Origin of the sequence: Roseibium album, assembly GCF_965233825.1 — a bacterium.
GTDB lineage: Bacteria > Pseudomonadota > Alphaproteobacteria > Rhizobiales > Stappiaceae > Roseibium > Roseibium album.
The window spans coordinates 5,299,143-5,318,737 of the sequence record NZ_OZ247583.1 but is presented as its reverse complement, the minus strand read 5'-3'; the positions used below and the strand labels follow the sequence as shown (position 1 = coordinate 5,318,737).

Genomic DNA, 19,595 nt, shown 5'->3' with positions numbered 1-19,595 from the left:
CATGAAAAAGCTTTCTGGATTCGGGGCAAATTCGCAGATGCAACAAACTTTTTTCGAACGAATTTACAATTTTTTTCCTTTGTATGCATCGCTGCGGCTATGGGAGTTTCGCGCTAAATTCTTTATATTTTTCAGATTCTTAATATCACTGGCAGCCAACAAATTATAATTTTCAGTAAATTTTTCACAAAGACAATTACATTTCAGACAAAGGTTTTGGGGGCTTCTTTAATTCTCCTCGCCATTTTCGATACCGACGCCCAAGGACAAATTTGAGAATTGGTATCAAAGCATGAGTGAAGCGTTGAAAACAGAACTGGTGAACTTTTCGGAGCTTACCGGGGAAGCTGGAAACGCCCGCAAGGCGGAACTGGCCCGGCATGTTGCAGCCCTTTTTGCGTTGACGTCAGAGCGTTGCTCCGATGAACAGGTCGGAATTTATGACTCGGTCCTGTTTCGCCTCGTGGACATGGTGGAGGCGGAGGTTCGGCGATATGTTGCCGACCAGATGTCCGGTCTCAGACGCGGACCCCTGGATACCATTCGCAGGCTTGCCGATGACGATATCGAGGTCGCCGAGCCGATCCTGGTCCGCTCGACCATTTTGAGCGACGAAGACCTGATCAAGATCGCCGAAAAGCGCGGGAACTCTCACTGCTACGCGATTGCGCAACGCGAGGCTCTCTCGGAAAATGTGACCGATGTCCTGGTGCAACAGGGAGACCTGAATGTGAAGCGCAAGGTCGCCAGCAACGATGGTGCAAACCTTTCGGACAATTCCATTCACTGTCTGATCAGCGATGCCGCTTCAGACGCCACACTTCAAAACTTTCTGAGCGACCGCGGCGACCTTGCAGAAGCGCACATAGCAAGTTTGGTCACGATCGCCAGCGAAGAAGTCCGCAGAAAACTGCACCAATCCGGTCGCACCGAAGAAGCCGAACTTGTTGATGAGGCTGCCGACATAGCAGCGCAGCACATGTCCAACAACTACTGGCTTGGCCGGTATGATTTTGAAGCTGCCAAGTCCCGGGTTTTGTTGCTTGCAAAACGTGGAATGGTCAACGAGGCGGCATTGCGCCGCTTTGCGTCCGAAGATCGTTTTGCCGAGGCCGTCGCCACAATCGCGCTGATGGTGCGTGGTGATGTGGAGGAAATCAGCCATTGCATGGTGAGCCCCAATCCCGAGCCGTTCATTGTTCTTGCCAAGGCTTGCGGTTTCTCCGCAATATCTGTTGGCGCACTCCTTGCCATCGGGCCATGGCGCCACCGCCTTACGCCTGAAGTCCGCAGTGCTGCAGTGGCGCAATTCGGCCGACTGACGGTCGCGGAGGCAAAACGCAAGATGGCGCACTGGAACCAGAACGTCCTGAGCTGATCTTTATTCTTTCCCCATGAGGACGAAACAAAGGCCCGGTTTGCCACCGGGCCTTTGTTTCGTCTGCCCGATCGATGCAGATGACCAGCTTTCTTTTAAATTCTCCGGAACCGTGCTTAACAGGGGCAAGGCAAAAAACGCGACTCGCATGGGGCTGAAATGCAAGCACAACTTAACCATTCCCGACACTGGCTGTTTCGGCTTTCCGTGGGGCGCCTTTGCGTCAGCGCAGCGATGGTGCTGTTTCTCCTGGTGTCGGGGGCAGGTTTCGGTCAGCCCACGGTGCAGGCACAGGGATTGACCAGCGTCATCACCGGCATGGCTGCGGGCGACGATGCGGATAAATCCGATGCGGACGGGTCAAAGACAGCCTCGGAAGAGACGCCGGCTGAGCAAAGCGCCTTGGCGGACGAGGGTGAAGGTGCTGGGTTCGTTCAGGACGTCGACGTGTTTGTCGACCAGGCCATTTCAGCGCGTGACGTCTTCAAGGACATCCTGAAGGAAATTCCCGTCATTCACGAAACGATGCTCACGACGCTCAAGGCAGAAGGGGAAGACAGGGGCCTGGGGTGGATTCCGGTTGCCCTTATCGACATTGCGGCAGGGGTCATCTTCGGTGTTCTTGCCATGACACTTCTTGCGCGCTGGGGTCGCCGTCAGTTTGCCAGCATGTACAAGGCCGATGTCTACAGTCGATCCGACAAGATCACCTATCTGCTGTTGCGCGCGCTGTTGATGATCGTTGGTGTCGTGCTGTTTTTTGCAGTCGCCGTCGTCGTTTACCTGACGGTTGGAACAGGCCTGCAGGCGGCCAACCAGACCGCCCTTGTGATATTCAGCGTGATTGCAGCGTTCCTGGTTTTTCGGATAATTTTTCTGAATTTGCTTGCCCCGGATGCTGACAGTCACCGTTTGATCAACCTGTCCAGCGAAGAAGCCGGCAGCTTGTACCGGGCTCTTCTGGCAGGCAGTGCCGTTTCACTGTTTTCCGTCGGGTTCTGCCTGTGGATGGAACGGCTTGGGCTGTCGCTGGATGCGCACAAGATTGCGCTTATCGGCGCATCGGCCCTGTCCATGATTATTCTGATCGGAATTTCGGTCGCCTACAGAAAGACGATCGCCGGTCTCATCCGCGGCGAGGCGGAAAGTGACCCACCAATCTGGCGCAAGGTCCTGGCAAATGTCTGGCACTTCATCGCCATCATCTACTTCGCGATTGCCTGGGGCATTTCCGCGGTCCGCATACTTCTGGATCTGCCGGATGCAACCGGGCTTGTCGGCGCTCCGCTCCAGGTCATGCTGCTTGCGGCGATCGTCTACGGAATTCTGATCCTGATCATCGACAAGGTGCTGCTGCCGCGCCTGGATACTGCCGATGCGCAGTCAAAGATCGCGGAAGACATCAAGCGTTCGGAAGAAAGCGAAGGCGGTAAGGAAGATCCCGAAAGCGCGATGGCCCAGGCACGCGCGGAGGCAGCCGACAGGGAAGCGCTCAGATCTCCGTTCCGGGACCTTTTCGACCGCGGCGCCGCGATTATCGTGCTTTTCGGATCGTTGGATCTGCTGGCGTCGATGTGGGGTGTTCCCCTTGCGGGCAGCAGTTCACTCATCGGGTCGTTCGTGGAAGTTCTGCTGGTCATGTTCCTTGGTTACATGGCTTACGAGGCGGTCAAGATCGTTATCGACCGCCAGATTGCCAAGGAGGCACCTGCCGATCAGGACGAAGAGGTTGAGGTCGGTGGAACCGGGGAAAGCCGAATTGCAACGCTTCTGCCGATCTTCCGGAATTTCCTGCTGATAACGATCGTGGTGATTGCAGCGATGGTGGTACTGTCAGAACTCGGCGTGAATATTGCGCCGCTCTTCGCAGGTGCCGGTGTCGTCGGTCTTGCGATCGGTTTTGGAGCCCAGACGCTCATCCGCGATATTTTCTCCGGCGCATTCTATCTGCTGGACGACGCTTTCAGGAAGGGGGAATACATCGACATCGGCAGCGCCAAAGGTGTTGTGGAGAAGATTTCGATCCGGTCGATGCAATTGCGCCACCATCGTGGCGCCTTGACGACGATCCCTTTCGGGGAAATCCAGCAAGTCGAGAACTTCTCGCGGGACTGGGCTGTCATGAAGCTGGCGTTCCGGGTCACCTACGACACGGACGTCGAGAAGATGCGCAAAATCATCAAGAATTTCGGCAAAGAGCTGCTGGATGACGAGTACTACGGGCCGATGTTCCTGGCTCCCCTGAAATCTCAAGGGATCATGTCCATGGAAGACTCGGCCATGATCGCGCGCGTGAAATTCACGACTAAGCCGGGCAAGCAGTTCGAACTTCGCAAGATCGTCTACGCGGGTCTGCAGGATCTTTTTGAAAAGAACGGCATCAAATTCGCGCACCGCCAGGTGACCGTGCGCGTTGCGGGTCAGGATGAAGGGGCAGACAGCCAGGGAGCGCCGTCGGCATCACAATCCGCCCTCCAGGCCACGGCTCGTGCTGCGGCAGCCGGCGGTGCGGCCGGCATATTCGATCCCGACGATGCGAACGGAGACGCAAACACCGATCAACTCTAGATCTGCAAGTCGAAAAAGGCGCATATTCTGGTGCGCTTTGTTCAGCCGGATGCAAATCCATGGACCTTGCGGCTGAAATCCGATATCGGTCCGGCCAAAGATTACAAGCAGGACCGGAATGCGGATCGGATTTCAGGCAGGAGCCATAAACGAGCGCGGGATGAGCGTTGCGCTCTTTGACTATGCCCTCGGTGTTCAGGAGATATTAGGTCATGAGGCCATCGTTTTTTACAGCGATAGCCACAGCGATCCGGCGGTCGTCGAAAAATTCCGCAAATCATTGCAACTGGTGCCGGTCCCGCTGGAACAGGATGGGCGTAAAGTCAGCGACCCATTCAAGCTGGATTTTTGCTACTTCATTCGTGACGGGCGCAACCGGCCCCTGAATATCAGCGCCGACCGGATCGGTGTCCACGCGGTTTTCCGGCATTTCGAACCTCATGGCGATGTCTATGCCTATGTCTCAGACTGGCTTTCGAACTGGATGACAGCCGGTCGAGCTCCGGCCGTGCCTCATATCGTGGACTTGCCGGCGGCGAACGCGGACTTGCGCTCCGAACTCGGAATTCCGGACGATGCATTTGTTGTTGGACGTTATGGCGGGTATGACCAGTTCAATATTCCATTTGTTCACGAGGCCGTCGCCGAGGCGCTCGACCGCAGGTCAAATCTGCACTTCCTTTTCGTCAACACGGAAAAATTTCTTGATCATCCACGCGCCCTGTTTCTGCCACCGGTTGTCAATCCGATGGAAAAGTCCCGGTTCATCAACAGCTGTGACGTTGGCCTGAACGCAAAGAAAATTGGCGAGAGCTTTGGGCTGGCGATCGCCGAATTTCTGAACTTCGGCAAACCTGTCTTCAGCTGGGCAGGGGGGATGGACCAGAACCATGTCTTTCTCACTCCCGAGCATGATTGGAATTACCACACGCGCAGGGACCTTCTTCACCTTTTGACAGACTATGCCCCCAACCCGATGGATAGCGATCTTGCCAGCCGGTCAGTCGATCCCTACAGGCCGGAAGCAGTGATGAAGCGATTTGACAGCGCCTTTCTGTCCGGAACCTATTCGGCGGAAGACTTGCGGCTGCCGGCGAGTTTCAAGGCGAAACGATATCTGCAGGAAAAGATCCTGCGGGCAAAATTCAGGCTCTGGAAAAGCATGTAACGGGCGGAACTGGAACTTTAAAGATGATGCTTTATGACTGTTTTGTCTTTCACAACGAGTTTGATCTCCTGGAAATCCGCTTGCGCGAAATGGGCGACAGTGTTGACCGGTTTGTTCTCGTTGAGGCCGATCAGACACAGCGCGGATCACCGAAGCCGTTCTATTTTGATGAAAACAGAGACCGTTTCGCGCCGTGGGCCGACAAGATCATCGATCTGCAGGTTCGGTTCCCTGACCAGCTTCCACCTGCGCTCGGTGTCTACAAGAACCGCCGGAAAAAGGACTGGGAACGCGAGAACTACCAGCGAAACTGCATTTCACGTGCGCTGGAAAGCTGTGATCCCGACGATCTTGTCTTATTGTCGGATGTCGACGAAATCGTTCGTGCCCCGATCCTTGCGAAGGTCATGGCGGAGCGACTTTTCAGGGGCAGATTGCTGGTGTTCGAGCAAAGTCTGCACAAGCATCATCTTGATCGCATCGTTCCCGGCAAGACCTGGCTGCTTGGGTCGCGCATGATCGAGAAGAAGTATCTGACGACGCCTCAGCAATTGCGTCGAACAAAGGCACGGATGACCAAGAAGCCGTATGTTCCGGATTTCGCAACACAGCCATTTCTAAGAATACGGAACAACAATCTGTCGGGTATTGGCAGACCGGTGAAAATCATTCCCGATGCAGGATGGCATTTTTCCTCCATGGGCGGTCTTGAGGCCTTCAGGACCAAGCTGGCCTCGGTCGTCCACGGACAGACGGTCGATACCAGCGATATTCAAAAGCTTTACGAGCGTGAGCTCGTCGGGACGCAAATCATTCCTCATGCCAAGCTTCCTGCCTGCATTCAGGACGGTAATTTTGATCACATGCTTGCGCGGAGTTAGCGCGGCAGGGTTTGTTCCACTTGCTTCCGCCCGTGCCCGCTCACGACATGGTGTTTGCGAACTGCTCCGGTCGCCGTCTAACAACGTTCACATAGTATGAGACGGCGGTCAAAATGCGCAGGAACGCCTTTCCCAGATCTTCCTTCCAGGTCTCCGGAAGGCGGCTTCCCGTCGTGTCCTGAGCGGATTTTTCGGGGAAACGGAAGCCAAGCAGTCTGTCGACTTCAAGAATGTCGGCCTGCAGCTTCTGAAATTCCCAAGTCGGAAGATTGCTCGCCATTCCGCTGTGGACGTGTGAGAACTTCTCGGAAAGCTCGGTGAGTTCGCCGTTTTCGGGTGGCGGATCAAGGGGCAGATCGAGGATTTCAATGCGCAAAGAACGCAAGTTCGCGATTGCCCTGGCAAAATCCTCCCGGATCAGGTCCTCGGAGCTTTCCAGTGAAGAGGCTCCGATTTCAAGGTAGTCCGCCAGTGTCTCCGTCTTCACGAGGGGATTTCCGAGATTGGGTGCGCGAAGGTATTCTTCCAGGAGAGGTGGAAGTGCGGAAAAGGCAGGATCATAGCCCCTCAGTGCTTCACGCGCATCATTGGCGTCCGACAGGTAGTGATCCAGCGCGAGCCTGAACATGTCTCGACTGCCCCGGAAGGCGTCATAAACGAATTGCCACTCCGGTATCGTGGCCAGGGTCTGGAGTGTCAGAAAAACATTGCTGTCGAATGCCTTGGCAGGGTCGCGCGTCTTTGACGCCATTGTAAAATTGTTGATGTAGCGTTTCACGTCTCGCGGGTTGATCCCGCCGCCTTCCGAAACGAGATAGCGCAGATGAGGGAGAATATCGTCGATGAGGACGTCTTTTTGTGTTTGCGGCAGCCTCGCCTCAAGGGCCATGGAATTCACGAGATCTTCAACATTGTCGCTGCTGACCGGTCGCAATTCGAAAGGGACCTGGAAAATCTTCTTTATGTAGTCGGCACCTTCTATGGGACGGGCGAGCGGAGCGTCCGTGTCACCTTCACGGGCCGCGGTCTTGTAGATGCTGTCGATGCTCCAGGCGATAACGTCCTTGTCGAGTCCGACAATAAAAACGAAACCGTCGAGATCGAAAAACAGTTTCATGGATTCCAGGACAGAGAGCGCGCCTTTCGGCAGGCAGCGGTCCAGATCGTCTATGAACACAACGATCCGCCGTGCAGGGTCGTCCTTCGCGAAGGTTTCAAATGCCAGACTCAAGGCGCGAAAACTGGCGAAATATGACGATTTCGGAACGCTTGCCTTTTCTTCCTCTTCCTTGATGTTCTTTGCCGACATCAACATCTTGTTGGCATCGACGGAAACTGAAAGAGCATCTCCCAGCCCAGCCTTGAAGGAAAGGCCGGCCGTGATTGAGTAGGCGACCTGGCCGATCGTTTTGATCAGAGATTCGATCTTTTCATCATTTCCCCCCTGATCTTCGAGCCATTTGTCGAGAGCGGCCTGAATTGAATCGAGCAAGGGAATGATCAGGTGGTCTTCCTTTTCATAGCGCCACGCGCTGAAGTCCACCTTGACGATATTCTTGTTCGGTTTCAGCTTGTGTCGTATGCGCTCCATCAGGGTGGTCTTTCCAGACCCCCATCCACCGAAAATGCCGATTGCAAACCGGGGTGGACTGTTGTGCACGATGTCGGCAAATGCGTTTGCGTACCGGTCAAAACCAAGCTGAGGAGACTTCGCAGGCTGGTCGAGGATGATCTGCCAATCACTGTGGTCCATTGGTCTGCTTTCATTCGAGGATGCCGCGTGCAGGCGGCCGGTCTTGCTTGCAGTGAATTGTAAGTCTGGCATCACAAGGCGGATCGAACTCGCGGTAAAAACCCGGGCGGCCTGCAAGCACGCAATTCCGATCAAACGACACGCTGAATGGCGCTCGCCAGAGGGCCTGCAGCCTTGTGGCGTTGCCGGTTTCAAGCGCATTTAAAAGCCATGATTGACCGCATCACGGACTTAAGTCAAAGGGTTGAGAGACGTCGCGGACGTCATCGGGTGCCGTAATGTCACCAATTCGCGTCGTATTTGTTTCTGCAGCTTGCATCTGCTTTCAAGTTCATATAAAGATATCTTTATATCGACATTGATGCTGACAAGGCATAAGCTACTACGCATGACCGACGAACCAACGCTTTCCGTGGAAGACACGCTTGCCGCCCTCAGGGCCGTCGGCGAAGCCACACGTTTGCGTCTTATCGCATTGCTGGCCGAAAGCGAGCTGACCGTGAAAGATGCGACAGCGATCCTCGGACAGAGCCAGCCGCGCATCTCACGCCATTTGAAACTTCTTGCCGAAGCGGATCTGATACAGCGATTTCCTGAAGGGTCGTGGGTGTACTATCGCCTGGCTGATGGCCCTGAAGGTGAACTGGCGAGGGGACTGGTTGAACGTATTTCCAGGGAAGATCCCGTTCTTGCTGCTGATCAGGAACGTTTCCGGGCCATTCGAAAGGCCAAGGCGGAGGAGGCTGCTTCCTACTTCGCCGCACGTGCGCTCACCTGGGACAGGGAACGTTCCCTGCACGTTTCGGAAGATGACGTGGAAACAGCCATGCAATCGGCGCTTGGGGATAAGCCGTTCCAGTCGTTTCTGGATCTGGGAACGGGTACTGGCCGGCTGCTGGAAGTCTTTTCGGAGCAGTATTCCTCGGCACTTGGCATTGATGCGTCGCACGACATGCTGGCGGTGGCCCGCGCAAATCTGGCAAAATCAAAACTTGGCAACGCACAGGTACGCCATGGTGACGTCTATGCCCTGAATGTACCACCGCGGTCTTTCGACGTTGTCGCGATCCATCAGGTTCTGCACTTTCTCGATGAACCGGCGCGGGCACTTGCCGAAGCTGCACGTGCCCTGCGGCCCGGCGGCCGCCTCATGATCATCGACTTCGCACCGCATGAACTGGAGTTTCTGCGCGACAACCATGCCCACCGCCGGCTCGGCTTTGCCCATGACCAGATGGAGCGCTGGCTGGAGGCTCTTGAACTCGATCTGGAACAGGTCACCGACCTGGTTCCGGGAGACGACACAGAAAACAACCTAACCGTTACGCTTTGGCTTGCCCGGGATCGACGCATCGTCACCGATTGGCCCGCGCGCGACACGTCCCGAGAGGTCGCCTGACATGTCTGAATTTTCCAACCGCCGCTCACACCAGGCCGCTCTATCGCCAATTACGGCGTCCTTTGAGTTCTTTCCTCCGAAGTCCGACAAGATGGCTGAAACGCTCTGGGGCACGGTCAAGCGGCTGGAAGCGCTCAGCCCGTCCTTTGTTTCCGTAACCTACGGCGCAGGTGGTTCGACGCGGGAGCGGACCCACAAGACAGTCGAGCGCATCCTGGGGGAAACTGACCTCAGCCCTGCTGCCCATCTCACCTGCGTCGGCGCGTCTCGCAAAGAAGTCGATGCCATCATCGAAGACTACTGGAAACTGGGTGTGCGCAATCTGGTTGCACTGCGCGGGGATCCGCTGGAAGGCATCGGCAGTCGCTATGTGCCACGGGAGGATGGCTATGCCTATGCTTCCGATCTTGTGGCCGGGATCAAGAAAATTGCCGATTTCGATATTTCCGTTTCCGGATATCCTGAAAAACACCCTGAAAGCGGCAGCTGGCAGAGTGAAATAGACAACTTGAAACGCAAGGTTGATGCGGGTGCGGACCGGATCATTACCCAGTATTTCTTCGACAATGACATGTTCGATGATTATCTGGATCGGATCGCAGCGGCCGGGATCAACGTCCCGGTGATTCCCGGCATTCTGCCGATCCACAATTTCGAACAGACCATGGTGTTCTCGGCCAAATGCGGAACCAGCATTCCGTCATGGCTCGCCCGCAGGTTTGCCGGCCTTCACAACGACCCGGAAACACGGAAACTCGTTGGCGTGGCGATTGCCTGTGAACAGGTCATGGATCTGGTCGACCGAGGTATCAACGACTTCCATTTCTACACCATGAACAGGGCTGATCTGACCTACGCGATCTGCCACATGCTCGGCATGGGACAGCAGGCACCGGAGAACATGGCAGCCTGACGATCCAGAAAGACCCTCAACCTGACCCTCGACAACAAGGGGCTCGGCTTCCGAACACGGCAACTCTGACAGACAGGCGTTGCACGGGAACCGGGGGCAACTGGCCAAGGCCGTGAAAATCTCCCTTCTGCTTGTGGGGAAGGGGCCCGCGTAGGGCACTCGGTCAAACCGAATACTGCAAGAAAAGCTGTTCCTGAAACAGGAAGGGACAGCTCGCCCGGCAATTCAAGAGGCACTTTCACGTTGAGTGCCGATCCAAAATCAACTCGACTGTCCGGAAGGAAATACCCGTGATCAAGTCCGACGCCCTAGTGCGACTTCGCGACCTCGCCAAGACCCGTATCCTCGTGCTTGACGGTGCAATGGGAACCGAAATCCAGGACCTGAAACTGGACGAGGCCGGTTATCGCGGCCAACGCTTTGCCGACTGGCCGAGTGACGTCAAAGGCAATAACGACCTTTTGAGCCTGACCCAGCCCGATGCGATCCGGAAGATCCATGTCGACTATCTGGAGGCCGGGGCGGACATCATCGAAACCAACACGTTCTCCTCCACGACGATTGCCCAGGCCGATTACGGCATGGAGGAACTTGCCTACGAACTTAACCTGGAGAGCGCCAGACTTGCGCGCGAAGCCTGCGATATCGTCACGAAGAAGGACCCTGCGCGTCCCCGTTTTGTTGCTGGAGCGCTGGGGCCGACCAATCGGACGGCATCGATCTCGCCGGATGTCAATGATCCCGGATATCGGGCTGTTTCCTTCGACGATCTCAGGATTTCCTATGCGGAGGCAGCGCGTGGCCTGATCGCCGGAGGCGCGGATATTCTTCTGGTCGAGACCATTTTCGACACGCTCAACGCCAAAGCCGCCCTGTTTGCCATCGACGAGGTTTTTGAGGAAATCGGCAGGATCCTGCCGGTGATGATCTCAGGCACGATAACCGATCTGTCCGGCCGCACGCTCTCCGGGCAAACGCCGGAAGCCTTCTGGAACTCGGTCCGCCATGCGGAGCCGTTCACCGTCGGTCTCAACTGCGCTCTTGGAGCGAAGGAAATGCGCGCCCATGTCGACGAGCTCGGCCGGGTTGCCGATACGCTTGTCTGTGCCTACCCGAATGCGGGATTGCCGAACGAATTCGGCGAGTATGACGAGAGTCCCGAACATATGGCCGGGTTGCTTGAGGAATTCGCGTCAGCTGGCCTCGTCAACGTTGTTGGCGGGTGTTGCGGCACGACGCCGGCCCATGTCAGGGCAATTGCCGATGCCGTTGCCGACAAGACACCGCGTCCGATTCCGGAAGTCGCACGGCATATGCGCTTGTCCGGCCTCGAACCGTTTGTGCTGACCAAGGAAACCAATTTCGTCAATATCGGTGAACGGACCAACGTCACGGGTTCGGCCCGTTTCCGGCGCCTCATCAAGGAAGGCGATTATGCGACGGCACTCGATGTGGCCCGGCAACAGGTCGAAAATGGCGCCCAGATCATCGATGTGAATATGGATGAGGGGCTTCTGGATTCAGAAGATGCCATGGTCACGTTTCTCAACCTTGTTGCCGCCGAGCCGGATATTGCTCGGGTGCCGGTCATGATCGACAGTTCCAAGTGGAGCGTCATCGAAGCAGGGCTGAAATGCATCCAGGGCAAGGGTGTCGTCAATTCGATCTCCATGAAAGAGGGCGAAGACGCGTTCATCGAACAGGCCCGTTTGATCCGCCGGTATGGCGCCGCCGTTGTCGTCATGGCTTTTGACGAGAAGGGGCAGGCGGATACCTTCGAAAGAAAGACCGAAATCTGTGCCCGTTCTTATGAACTTTTGACCGATGTCGTCGGGTTCCCACCGGAAGACATTATCTTCGATCCCAATATTTTCGCCGTTGCAACAGGGATCGAGGAGCACAACAACTACGGTGTCGATTTCATCGAGGCGACCGGCTGGATACGCGAAAATCTGCCCCATGCCCATGTTTCGGGCGGTGTATCGAACCTGTCGTTCTCATTTCGCGGCAATGAGGCGGTGCGCGAAGCAATGCACTCCGTATTCCTGTACCACGCCATTCAGCGTGGCATGGATATGGCAATCGTCAACGCAGGCCAGCTTGCAGTCTACAATGACCTCAGTGCCGATCTTCGCGACCATTGCGAAGACGTCGTGCTGAACCGCCGTGACGATGCGACGGACAGGATGCTTGATGCGGCCGAACGCTGGAAAGGCGAAGGCGGCAAGAAAAGGGAAGCCGATCTCACTTGGCGCACCTGGGGTGTTGCCAAGCGCCTGGAGCACGCTCTTGTTCATGGCATTGATGACTACGTTGTCGAGGACACGGAGGAAGCCCGCCAGGCATTCGATCGTCCATTGCATGTGATCGAAGGTCCGCTGATGGATGGAATGAACGTGGTCGGCGACCTGTTCGGCTCCGGCCAGATGTTCCTGCCACAGGTGGTGAAGTCCGCGCGCGTGATGAAAAAGGCCGTCGCGTATCTGATGCCTTTCATGGAAAAGGAGAAGGCGGAACTTGGTCTGACCGGACATTCGTCTGCAGGCAAGATCCTGATGGCGACCGTGAAAGGTGATGTACATGACATCGGCAAGAACATCGTCGGCGTCGTGCTCCAGTGCAACAATTTCGAGGTCATCGATCTCGGCGTGATGGTACCGGCAGCAAAAATCCTGGAAACGGCAAAAGAGGAAAAGGTGGACATGATCGGCTTGAGCGGCCTGATCACTCCTTCGCTCGATGAAATGTGCCATGTCGCGGCCGAGCTGGAGCGTGAAAACATGGAACTGCCGCTGTTGATTGGCGGTGCAACGACATCGAAAATCCACACCGCCGTGAAGATTCACCCGAACTACGCGCGCGGACAGGCGATCTACGTAACCGATGCCGGGCGGGCCGTCGGCGTTGCGACCAAACTGATGAGCGAAGGCGCGCGCGAACCTTATTTTGCCAATGTACGCACGGAGTATGCCGACGTTGCCGAAAAACATGCAGCCAGCCGGGGGACGCAGAAGCGCGCTTCTATCGTGACGGCCCGGAAAAATGCCTTCAAGTGCGACTTTGAAGGCAAGCCACCGATTGCGCCCAGAAAGCCCGGACGTACCGTGTTTGACGACTTTCCGCTGGAAGAGCTCGTGCCGGTGATTGACTGGACGCCGTTCTTTGCGACCTGGGAGATCAAGGGGCGGTATCCGGGCGTCCTCACGGACAACCGATACGGACCGGCAGCCAAGGCGCTTTACGACGATGCCCGCCGGATGCTGGATGAGATCGTTGAAAAGAAGCTTTTGACGGCACGCGGTGTTGCCAGTATCTGGCCGGCCAACGCGGTCGGGGACGACATACGCCTTTTTACCGATGAAAGCAGGTCTGCAGAACTGGCCACGTTCCATACGTTGCGGCAGCAAATGTCCCGCAACGCGGGCGGGCGGGCCAATGTTGCACTCAGCGATTTTGTAGCGCCTCAGGAGAGCGGTGTTGATGACTGGCTCGGCGGGTTCGCGGTAACGGCAGGTCACGGCGAAGACGAGCTCGCGGCCCGGTATGCCCGCGAAAGCGACGACTACAACAAGATCCTGTCCCAGGCGCTCGCGGACCGGCTCGCGGAAGCCTTTGCGGAAAAACTGCACCAGATCGTTCGCAAGGACGTGTGGGGTTACGCCACAGATGAAACTCTTTCGGCCGAGGAAATCATTGCCGAGAATTATCAGGGCATTCGTCCGGCGGCTGGATATCCGGCCCAGCCGGACCACACCGAAAAGGATACCCTGTTCCGTCTTCTGGATGCGGAAAGGCTCACCGGAATCCAGCTGACGGAAAGCCGTGCGATGCTTCCAGGGTCGTCGGTTTCCGGACTTTATCTTGCCCACGCGGACAGCCACTATTTTGGCGTCGGCAAGATCGAAAGAGACCAGGTCGAAGACTATGCTGCACGAAAGGGCTGGGATCTCGGCCTGGCAGAACGCTGGTTGGCGCCGATACTGAACTACGATCCGGCGCGCATGGAAGCTGCAGAGTAGTCCTGCCCGCCTTGATATTACCTGTCGATGAGAAGCCTCCCGGGGAAAGACCACGGGAGGCTTTCTTGTTTTTTGTGAGCAAACAGAACGGTCTGGGAGTTCAAACAGGTGTTTCCTCGATCAATGACAAGGTGCGTTCTTGTAAAGTGCACGCAGTGCGCTAGAATGAGACTCATCAGGTGGACGGGGATTTCGATTCGCGGACCACAAATGACAGAAAAAGACTGTGCACACGACCAGAGTTCTTCTGGTTCAGCACCGCCAGACAGCTAACCGCGGCCGCTTCGCAGAGTTGCCAGCTAGGCTGCTTCGATCCTGGCGGGAAGCAATCCCAAGGTTTCGGGAGACGTTTGGCGTCTCCCGAAATCTGGTTGCTCTGTATCAGGTTCCTAACCAAGCAGAGAAATTTTCTGATGATTTGTCGCTCCCGGTTTCAAACCAGACCAACGACACTTCTTTCTGCATTAACTCCCTAAATCAGCAAACTGATCACCAGGTACCCTGCCATCCCATACAGGGAAAGCAGGCTGAGGCTCATGAACAATCCGCGCGCACCGCTCCTGCCTGTCAAAAAGCTGAATGTGTGGCCAAGCCGTCCAAGTGCAAATCCGATCAGCCAGAAGCCTGCCGCCATGGCAGATGGAGACACCAGCGAAAATACGAAAGCCAACAGGACAAACAACGTGGTGTTCTCCGTTGCATTTCTGTGGGCATTGTGATGCCGTTCCAATTCGGCGAACCCGTCTTGCGTGACATCTTCCCTGGTGAAGCCGCTGGTTTTCCATTCTTCAGGCGTTGCGCGAATGTTGAACTTAAGCCTCGTCAACTCGGTGCTTGTCATCAACCAGGTGTGGTTCAAGACAAGCATCAGTCCTGCAATGACAAGTGAAACGAGGATTTCGTGCGAAGGCAAGGCAATCGACGTGGTGGTGATCCCGAAGACCGCCAGATTCAGCGCGAGGCTGATCAAAATGAGCGCAACCGGATAGGCTTTGATGACGAGGGCAACCCGTTTCTTGTTGTCGACCTGGTGAGGCACGTTAGAATTGAATCCCAAGTGAGTTACAGAATTGACTGAAACCGGTCCCGTGTAGTTCGTGGAGCCGGATGGATTCTAGTCCAGGCTTGAAGGAAAAAGCCTGTTTAGGTTTTCGTGGCCGTGTGAAGAAATGTGGACCACACGGCTGTCTTTTTCGCGCCGAAGCCAGCCTTCTTCCTGGAACCGGACCAGGAGCGCTGCTCCGAGTGATCCTGCTAGGTGGTTACGCCGTTCGCTCCAGTCAAGGCAGGCCCGGCAGATCGGGCGGCGCGACAACCTGAGACCCGCGAGATCGACACCGAAACCGGTGACAAAATCTTCGCCGCTGGCTGTAAGACCCAAACCTCCCTTGTCCTGTGTGATTTTCAAAAAATCGCGTGACTGCAAACTGTCGAAGATCCTGACCGCCATGTCGCCGGCAAGGTGATCATAACAGACGCGGGACGTTCGCATGGCCGGATCGCGAGGCCCGGTGCGCGTGCGCAAATGCCCCTTGCGGGCCGCAAGTCCCATGAGGGCTTCGAGCGTCGTGCCGACATCGGGACCTGAAAGCGTGAAATAGCGGTGACGGCCCTGCTTGGCCTGAACAAGCAGCCCGCCTTCCTGCAGTTTTTTCAGGTGCGAACTGGCCGTCTGGCCGGTGATGCCGGCCTCGGCCGCCAATTCCGTTGCCGTCAGTGCCTTGCCGCTCATGAGGGCACTCAAGATGTTGGCGCGGGCCGGATCTCCGATCAGGGCGCCGATGCGAGCAATGTCTGGTCCGTCTTTCATGGTTCGATCCTCATCGAAGCATTCTCACCGCAGACCATGGCATAAACCGTCTTCAGGACCAACTGAAAAGGACCGGATGATGATCACATGTTTTATCCGCTATCACATCGACCCCACAAAAAGGGCTGCCTTTGAGGAATATGCCCGAAACTGGGGGCAGGCGATTCCTCGCTGTGGCGCAAACCTGATCGGCTACTTTGCGCCACACGAGGGATCAACCACACGTGCCTATGGCGTTTATTCCATTGAAAATCTGGCCGCCTATGAAGCCTATCGCGCGCGACTTGCCGCCGATCCTCTCGGACAAATGAACTATGAATTCGCCATGAGAGAAAAATTCATCTTGCGGGAGGACCGCACGTTTCTGACACTGGCCTCCGCGCCGCATGGCGAAGGGGAGAGTGGAAATTGATTGCAGTGATTTTCGAAGTCATTCCGCATGCGGACAAAAAGCAGAACTATCTTGATACGGCGGCAGAGATACGCCCGCTTCTTGAAGAGATCGATGGCTTTGTCTCCGTTGAACGTTTCCAGAGCCTGAGCGACCCTGAAAAACTGCTCTCCGTCTCGTTTTTCCGCGACGAAGAAGCCCTGAATGAATGGCGCAGGCTGACCGCACACAGAAAAGCGCAGCAAATCGGCCGAACCAGCTATTTCAAGGACTACAGGTTGCGTGTCGCGCATGTTCTTCGGGACTACGGCATGGATGACCGCGAAGCTGCGCCTTCTGACAGTCTTGCAGTGCACGGCTGACGCTTCGGATCATGCAGAACCGGTCTTTCGAATACGCACTGCTGGGGTGTCTCGCCCTGTTGTGGGGCTCGTCCTACATGTGGATCGGTCTTGCACTTGAGACGTTTCCGCCTGCAACCCTGATGGCCATACGCGTGGTGCTGGCTTCGGCCGTGCTCTTGCTGATCATGACGTTTCAGGGCATGGGTCTGCCGATGGACCGGCGAAGCTGGTGGCTCTTCTTCACCCAGTCGCTTTTAAACAGCACCGGTCCGTGGCTGCTTCTGGCCTGGGGACAGCAATATGCCGGAACGGCGGTTTCAAGCGTCCTCAATTCCACATCACCGCTTTGGGTCTTTGCACTATCCTATCTTGTGCTGCGACGTGGCCAGTTTCCGGGAGGCCGTCAATTGACCGGCGCGCTGCTCGGCTTCACCGGAGTTGTGCTGATTATCGGTGTAGGGGCACTGGACAGTCTCGGCCAGAACCTCGTTCCGCAACTCGCTGTCTTTTTCAGTGCCGCGCTTTACGGCATGGCGGCCCTTCGAGGGCAACTTTTCAAGGGTTTGCCACCGATCGTGCCTGCGACCGGCACCCTTGTCTGCTCCTCATTGGTGCTTGTGCCCCTGAGCCTTCTGACCGAGGAACCCTGGACCCTGTCACCGAATGCTGTCGGATGGACTTCTACGATCGTTCTCGGCCTGGCCTGCACGGCGCTGGCTTTCCTGATCTATTTCCGTTTGCTCTCGACACTTGGAGCCATGGGCACCGCAAGCCAGGCGTACTTGCGCGCAGGTGTCGGGGTTTTCCTGGGCGTGATGTTTTTGTCCGAAAGACTGGATTTGGAAACCATCTCCGGAATTTGCCTTGCCATTCTGGGGGTCATTCTGATCAACTGGCCAAAGAGCAGCAGCTCGGTGAAATCGACGACTGCTGTCAAGTAACTGGCGAGGGATCTTATGAGCTTTCTGACCGTTTACAAGGCCGGTTCCAGGCCGAGCAAACGCGCCAACCCGGATTATTTCACCGGAATTGTCTGGCAGGAACCGGTGATCGAAGCCCCCGCGCCCGCACGGGTGAGGGCCTTGAGAGTGTTTTTCGAACCGGCTGCCCGGACCCACTGGCATACGCATCCGCTGGGACAAACCCTTCATGTGCTTGATGGCGCTGGTTTCGTGCAGCTTTGGGGGCAGGACAAGCTGCCGATCCTGCCCGGTGACGTTGTCTGGATTCCACCCGGAATGAAACACTGGCACGGTGCCGGTCCGCAGACCTCCCTGGTACATCTCGCGATCCAGGAGGAAAGCGATGGGGCCGTTGCCGACTGGCTCGAAGCGGTCGACGAGGCGACCTATGCAAAGACCTGAAAATCGGGAAATCAGGAAACGGCAAGTGAAACTGGGTCTTCCGTGCCCTGCGCGGTCCGTTTCGCATTCCTGAATGTGTTTCCTGATTTCGAAAACAGAGAGGAACTTGAGGACCGGAGGATGCTGAAAAGCAACCCAAGTATGTTGTAAGCATCGTTGCTTCGAATGGCTCTTGCCCGTTTGTCATAGAACGCAAGGTCAATCGATCCATCGTTCAGCGTGCGGTAGTCAGTTGAGTGTCCGGTCATGATCTTTCCCCTTGAACTGATGCAAGCAGAATGGACGCCCATGACGGTTCCCGCTTGAAGGGAATCTTTAGAACAGCTTGTGTTTTCCTTGATTTTCCACCTGCCAAATTGCGTTGAATGTGCTCTTCAAGTACGCTGATCCCGTTGAATATTGCCGTTGGGGGTCGCGTGCGCTACGAATTTGCAGATTGCGTCCTGGACACGGAAAGCTATCAACTTCAACGGTTTGGAACGGCTGTTCCGGTTGAGCCGCAGGTGTTCGAGCTTCTTTCTCTGCTTGTTGAAAATGCCGGCAAACTCGTTTCGAAAGACAAGATCATCGAGCGTGTCTGGGATGGGAGGATCGTGTCGGAGGCAACGATCAGTGCCCGGATCAATGCCGCCAGGACCGCTGTCGGAGACAACGGCAAATCCCAGGCTGTTATCCGGACCGTGCAGCGCCGGGGACTTGAACTGGTCGCCCCGGTAGAGACTGATTGCAACGAGACGTCGCCCGCCGGGACGGCGAAACGCATGCAAACCATTCATTTCGTCCGTTCGGAGGACGGAACCTCGATCGCCTACGCACGATCAGGTGATGGCAGTCCCGTGGTGAGGGCCGGACATTTTCTCACACACCTGGAAAAGGACTGGTCGAGCCCGGTGTGGGGCCCTTACCTGAAGGAACTCAGTTCCCGCTACAGCCTCATCCGTTACGACCAGCGAGGGACAGGGCTTTCCGAGGCAGAGCTCAAGGGTACAAGGATCGAGGACTACGTCGCCGATCTCAAGGCGGTTGTAGACGCGGCGGGGTTGGAGACCTTTCCGCTGGTTGCTTCATCGCAAGGCGTGCCCATTTCTATCGTTTTCGCGGCGGCCTATCCCGAGCGGGTCAGCCGCCTTGTTCTTTATGGCGGTTTCGCACAGGGCCGCGCACGGCGTGATCATCAATATGCAAACGACGAGGCCAATGCGCTGATGGCGCTGATCCGGTCAGGCTGGGGGAAACCGGACAGCCCCTTCATGGTGGCCTTCACGTCCGTCTTCTGCCCGGGGGCCTCGAAAGAGGAAATGGACAACATGGTCGAGATTCAGCTCGCCTCGACCTCTGCGGAGAACGCTGCAACAATCAGGGCGGCATTCGATCAGTTCGACGTTTCCGCCTGTTTACCGCAGGTGAGGGTGCCAACACTGATCATTCACGCAAATGCCGACGCAGTTCATCCCGTTACACAAGGACGATGGCTGGCGTCGGAGATTCCAGGCGCCGAGTTTCTTCAGGTCGAGAGCAACAACCACGTCTATCTGCCTTCGGATCCGGCGTGGCGGCAAATCGTCGACGCGCAGTTGGAGTTTCTGTCGAGGGAGCCGGGCAGATAG

16 protein-coding genes are annotated in these 19,595 nt (G+C 56.2%); 12 read left to right on the top strand and 4 right to left on the bottom strand.

From position 1 onward, the window contains the following. Positions 1-292: 292 nt before the first annotated feature. From ACO6TI_RS24425 to ACO6TI_RS24410, 4 genes are all read left to right on the top strand, one after another. A complete protein-coding gene (locus tag ACO6TI_RS24425) occupies positions 293-1,378 on the top strand; it encodes a DUF2336 domain-containing protein (protein ID WP_055116351.1) in 1,086 nt (361 codons plus the stop codon). 159 nt (positions 1,379-1,537) lie between these two features. Further along, positions 1,538-3,946, top strand: a complete 2,409-nt coding sequence (locus tag ACO6TI_RS24420) for a mechanosensitive ion channel family protein (protein ID WP_196896963.1) — start codon at positions 1,538-1,540, stop codon at positions 3,944-3,946. A 118-nt stretch (positions 3,947-4,064) separates the two neighbouring features. Continuing rightward, positions 4,065-5,114 (top strand): hypothetical protein, encoded by a 1,050-nt coding sequence (locus ACO6TI_RS24415; RefSeq protein ID WP_196896964.1) that lies wholly within the window; start codon positions 4,065-4,067, stop codon positions 5,112-5,114. Between the two features lie 23 nt (positions 5,115-5,137). Next, positions 5,138-5,995 (top strand): hypothetical protein, encoded by an 858-nt coding sequence (locus ACO6TI_RS24410; protein WP_197000324.1) that lies wholly within the window; start codon positions 5,138-5,140, stop codon positions 5,993-5,995. A 40-nt stretch (positions 5,996-6,035) separates the two neighbouring features. Here ACO6TI_RS24410 and ACO6TI_RS24405 read toward each other — a convergent pair whose 3' ends face one another. Then, on the bottom strand, positions 6,036-7,748 hold the full coding sequence (locus ACO6TI_RS24405; protein ID WP_196900657.1) for a KAP family P-loop NTPase fold protein: 1,713 nt from the start codon (positions 7,746-7,748) through the stop codon (positions 6,036-6,038). Positions 7,749-8,136: 388 nt separating this feature from the next. Between ACO6TI_RS24405 and ACO6TI_RS24400 the strand changes: the two genes are divergently transcribed. The 3 genes from ACO6TI_RS24400 (at position 8,137) to metH (ending at position 14,079) form a co-directional block, all read left to right on the top strand. After that, positions 8,137-9,147, top strand: a complete 1,011-nt coding sequence (locus ACO6TI_RS24400; protein ID WP_196914989.1) for a metalloregulator ArsR/SmtB family transcription factor — start codon at positions 8,137-8,139, stop codon at positions 9,145-9,147. A gap of 1 nt (position 9,148) precedes the next feature. Then, a complete protein-coding gene (gene metF, locus ACO6TI_RS24395; protein WP_422383547.1) occupies positions 9,149-10,060 on the top strand; it encodes a methylenetetrahydrofolate reductase [NAD(P)H] in 912 nt (303 codons plus the stop codon). Positions 10,061-10,350: 290 nt separating this feature from the next. Next, the gene (gene metH / locus ACO6TI_RS24390; RefSeq protein ID WP_422383546.1) at positions 10,351-14,079 is read left to right on the top strand and encodes a methionine synthase; all 3,729 of its coding nucleotides are present in this window, start codon (positions 10,351-10,353) and stop codon (positions 14,077-14,079) included. Between the two features lie 472 nt (positions 14,080-14,551). On the opposite strand, the gene ACO6TI_RS24385 is transcribed toward metH, so the two are convergent. Both ACO6TI_RS24385 and ACO6TI_RS24380 read right to left on the bottom strand, forming a co-directional pair. Beyond that, complete coding sequence (locus ACO6TI_RS24385; RefSeq protein WP_422383545.1) at positions 14,552-15,118, bottom strand: MAPEG family protein; 567 nt, start codon at positions 15,116-15,118, stop codon at positions 14,552-14,554. A gap of 75 nt (positions 15,119-15,193) precedes the next feature. Then, complete coding sequence (locus tag ACO6TI_RS24380) at positions 15,194-15,889, bottom strand: ArsR/SmtB family transcription factor (RefSeq protein WP_108873890.1); 696 nt, start codon at positions 15,887-15,889, stop codon at positions 15,194-15,196. A gap of 79 nt (positions 15,890-15,968) precedes the next feature. Between ACO6TI_RS24380 and ACO6TI_RS24375 the strand changes: the two genes are divergently transcribed. Genes ACO6TI_RS24375 through ACO6TI_RS24360 form a run of 4 tightly spaced genes read left to right on the top strand, consistent with a single transcriptional unit; the run spans position 15,969 to position 17,988 of the window. Further along, on the top strand, positions 15,969-16,301 hold the full coding sequence (locus tag ACO6TI_RS24375) for an NIPSNAP family protein (RefSeq protein ID WP_104702375.1): 333 nt from the start codon (positions 15,969-15,971) through the stop codon (positions 16,299-16,301). Beyond that, positions 16,298-16,642 carry an antibiotic biosynthesis monooxygenase family protein gene (locus tag ACO6TI_RS24370; protein WP_029064523.1) on the top strand — a complete coding sequence of 115 codons (345 nt, stop codon included), beginning with the start codon at positions 16,298-16,300 and terminating at the stop codon, positions 16,640-16,642. The genes ACO6TI_RS24375 and ACO6TI_RS24370 overlap by 4 nt, the downstream gene beginning before the upstream one ends. Positions 16,643-16,653: 11 nt before the next feature. Then, the gene (locus ACO6TI_RS24365) at positions 16,654-17,565 is read left to right on the top strand and encodes a DMT family transporter (RefSeq protein ID WP_422383544.1); all 912 of its coding nucleotides are present in this window, start codon (positions 16,654-16,656) and stop codon (positions 17,563-17,565) included. 15 nt (positions 17,566-17,580) lie between these two features. Continuing rightward, positions 17,581-17,988, top strand: coding sequence for a (R)-mandelonitrile lyase (locus tag ACO6TI_RS24360; RefSeq protein ID WP_082442421.1), 408 nt, complete (start codon positions 17,581-17,583; stop codon positions 17,986-17,988). A gap of 11 nt (positions 17,989-17,999) precedes the next feature. Here the strand turns inward: ACO6TI_RS24360 and ACO6TI_RS24355 are convergent, their stop codons facing one another. Beyond that, a complete protein-coding gene (locus ACO6TI_RS24355) occupies positions 18,000-18,236 on the bottom strand; it encodes a hypothetical protein (protein ID WP_196876856.1) in 237 nt (78 codons plus the stop codon). Between the two features lie 168 nt (positions 18,237-18,404). Here ACO6TI_RS24355 and ACO6TI_RS24350 point away from each other — a divergent pair, with 168 nt between their 5' ends. Next, on the top strand, positions 18,405-19,595 hold the full coding sequence (locus tag ACO6TI_RS24350; RefSeq protein WP_281928853.1) for an alpha/beta fold hydrolase: 1,191 nt from the start codon (positions 18,405-18,407) through the stop codon (positions 19,593-19,595).